3 protein-coding genes and 1 tRNA gene are annotated in these 3,014 nt (G+C 61.7%); 2 read left to right on the forward strand and 2 right to left on the reverse strand.

All coding sequences use genetic code 11. The features are described from left to right. The first annotated feature begins 86 nt into the window (after nt 1-86). Both AHiyo1_RS01840 and AHiyo1_RS01845 read left to right on the forward strand, forming a co-directional pair. Nucleotides 87-680 (forward strand): SDR family oxidoreductase, encoded by a 594-nt coding sequence (locus AHiyo1_RS01840; RefSeq protein WP_059387430.1) that lies wholly within the window; start codon nt 87-89, stop codon nt 678-680. 31 nt (nt 681-711) lie between these two features. Then, nucleotides 712-784, forward strand: a tRNA-Ala gene (locus AHiyo1_RS01845). A gap of 238 nt (nt 785-1,022) precedes the next feature. Here the strand turns inward: AHiyo1_RS01845 and AHiyo1_RS01850 are convergent. Together AHiyo1_RS01850 and AHiyo1_RS01855 are read right to left on the reverse strand one after the other, a co-directional pair. Then, the gene (locus AHiyo1_RS01850) at nt 1,023-2,075 is read right to left on the reverse strand and encodes an ATP-binding protein (RefSeq protein WP_059387431.1); all 1,053 of its coding nucleotides are present in this window, start codon (nt 2,073-2,075) and stop codon (nt 1,023-1,025) included. 376 nt (nt 2,076-2,451) lie between these two features. Beyond that, a partial coding sequence (locus AHiyo1_RS01855; protein ID WP_340639266.1) for a VOC family protein occupies nt 2,452-3,014 on the reverse strand: 563 nt, incomplete at its 5' end.

Raw genomic sequence — 3,014 nt, forward strand, 5'->3', positions numbered from 1 at the left:
CCAGCCCATCACGACGGCGCCCGCTACTTTCAGGCTGACGTCACCACAGGGGCCGGGCTGGCAGAAGCCTGCACGGGGCCGACGTCGTGATCGATTGCTTGGAAGGGCAGTTCGGGAAAGCCCTCAAGAATTTCGCCGACGGCGGCGCGCGCCTGCTCGCCGCGGCCTCCGGTGCCGGTGTCCGCAAGGCTGTTGTCCTCTCGATCATCAACTGCGACCAGAGCAACGCGGCGTTTTATGTCTCCAAGGCAGACAAAGAACGGGTCTACGAGAATTCTGCGCTTGAGACGGTTGTTGTGCGGGCCACCCAGTTCCACAGCCTCGTGACGGCGGTTTTCCAGGCCGCGGCGAAAATTCGCCTCATCCCGGTCTTCAAGGGTGCCCGCTTTCAAACGATTTCGCCTTTGGACGTGGCGTCGGAGTTGCTTGCCGAGGCCATGGGCGAACCTTCCGCTGAGCGACACCGGACACGAACCATCGGCGGACCGGACATCCGGACCATGCGTGAACTCGCTGAGATCTGGCTCAAGGCGACCGGGCGTTCTGGACGGATCGTAGAGGTGCCGTTGCCCGGAGCGATGGGCAAATATCTTCGAAACGGACTGAATTTGGTGCCAAGCCAGCGGACCGGGACTGACACGTTCGAGTCGTGGTTGGCAAAGCGCGAAGATAGTTTGTAGCCTAGGGACACTGGCAATGCACAGTTGACCAGGGGCTATAGCTCAGGTGGTAGAGCGCTTCGTTCGCATCGAAGAGGTCAGGAGTTCGAATCTCCTTAGCTCCACAGTGAAGGCCCTTTGACCTGCGGAAACGTTGGGTGGGAGGACCTTTCTTGTGCCAAAAATTGGGCCAACCACACGGCCATATCCTCCCGGCCCCGGCACCACAGCGAGAACCTGTTTAACGCTCTCGGTCATGCCGTTTGCGGGAGAGCGCCTCCGCAAACTCGAGCGGGTCTGAGCCCCGCTTGCTGGAAGTCTCTGCCGGGTGGGTGGAGGAGGTCCGTCGCCGACCGGCAGCGGTCAGTGTGGCTGATTTTTGCGGAGGTATTCCCGCAGTCCGGGGATGGCGAAGTCGGTTTTTCCGTGGCCGGTTGATTCGATGAGGCCTGCGGCGAGGAGTCTGGTCCGGTATTTGGCCACGAGAGTGGGCCGTGAACCGGTCCGCCGGACGATGTCCCCGGCCGTGGAGGGTCCATCGTCGATGGCCATTGCGTGCAGGATCTCCTGGTCTTTGGCGGATGCCGCGGCGAGGGCGGCTTCAATGACGACGCGTTCGTTGCGTCGGATGGCGGCGGCAATTGCCCGGTCGACGGCGGCGGAGGAGAGGCCGCCGTTGTTATTCTCGGCCTCGCGCCAGAGGAAGTAGCCGACCAGTTGGATGAGGAAGGGGTAGCCTCCGGTGGTTGTCGCTGCCTTGTGCACCAGGTCCGGGTCGATGGTGATCCCGGCGGCGGCGAAGGTTTCCGTGAAGGATGTCTCGACATCGCGTACCGCGGCGGCATGGAGATCGATCTTGTCGGCTCTGCGAAGGAATGTTGCCACGCCCTCGTTCAGGAGATCCGATACGGCAGAGGGAAGGCCTGCAAAGATCAGTGCGATGGGCAGCCGGTCTTGGATGAAGTGCTGGACGTTGGCCGCCAGCTGGGCCAGTTCGGCTCGGTCGGCGGCATGGATCTCGTCGACGGTGATGAGGAGCCCGGTCCCGCGTTCGTCGAGAAGCTTCAGGAGTGTTTCCCCCAGTTCCCACCAGTCCACCTGGCGTTCGGGCGAAAGTTGGGACGTGACACTGAACCCGGCAATCGAAATCCCTGTGATACGACGGCGGGATTCGGGTTGGTCGTCAAGCTCCTGGATGAGTCGGCGCATCTTTTCGCCGATCCGACCCATGAAGGTTCCGGTCGCGGTCTCGGCCACCACTGCCCATCCGTGCTCCTGGGCAAGGTCATGGGCAGCTCCCAGCATGACCGTCTTGCCGATGCCGCGGGCACCGGTGAAGATGGACAGGAGTCCAGGGGCTCCGGAACCGAGCTGAAGGCCATATTCGAATTCATCCAGGAGTCCGGAGCGGCCGATGACTTCCGGTGGGGTGGCTCCGGCCGTAGGCCGAACGGGTTGTCCATGTTGAGCACGCCACGTTCCTCAGGTGAATTTGGGTGAATTTGGTGAATTTGGGTATCCGGGTGAATTTGGTGAACTTTTTGCCATGATACTCGTGTTCCTCGGATCCGAGCCACTGAGGGGACCATCGGGGGTAGACGATCTGCGTCGGAAGGACGGCGCCGAAGATGAAGATGCAGCATTCGCGCGTTTGGAGAGGGCAACCTTTGGAAGACAATAAAATATGCCCTCCCCTAAGAAGAGGTCAGGAGTTCGAATCTCCTTAGCTCCACAGTGAAGGCCCTTTGACCTGCGGAAACGTTGGGTGGGAGGGCCTTGCTCGTGCCGATCCTTAGCTCATCCGCTCAGCCAGGGACACAATGATCCCCTCTGGACCTCGAACGTACGCCATGCGCCAGGCTCCCTCGTACTGGCCGATGCCACCGACCAACCCGTACCCCTCCGAAGCCAACCGGTCGACCCTCGCTTGAAGATCGTCGACTTCGAAAGACAAGCTGCGCAGCCCAAGTTCGTTGGCCATGGCGGCGGGCGATCCCGGCTGCGGATCTGGCCTGACGAAGCTGGATAGCTCCACCCCGGTTCCTCCGCCTGGTGTCCGCAACATGACGATCTCGGTGCGGGAGTCCGGGATCGCTGTGACCGTATCAATGAACTCGCCCTCCACAAAGGTCCGGCCCTCGATCTCGAGCCCGAGTCCCACGAAGAACGCCGCCACGTGGTCGAGGTCCTGAACAGTGACGCCGACGTGGTCGAACCGCATGATGCGCGACATGAGAAAAACCTCCAAGTGTTCGTTTGCACGGTCCAGGACGGAGCCTACCGGGGACTTTACGGCGGATTCACGTTGGGAGAAAGAGTCCGGCGCGCGGCTGGCACGGTGTACGGGCAGGGATC

This window comes from Arthrobacter sp. Hiyo1 (assembly GCF_001263615.2).
In the GTDB taxonomy this organism is placed as follows: domain Bacteria; phylum Actinomycetota; class Actinomycetes; order Actinomycetales; family Micrococcaceae; genus Arthrobacter.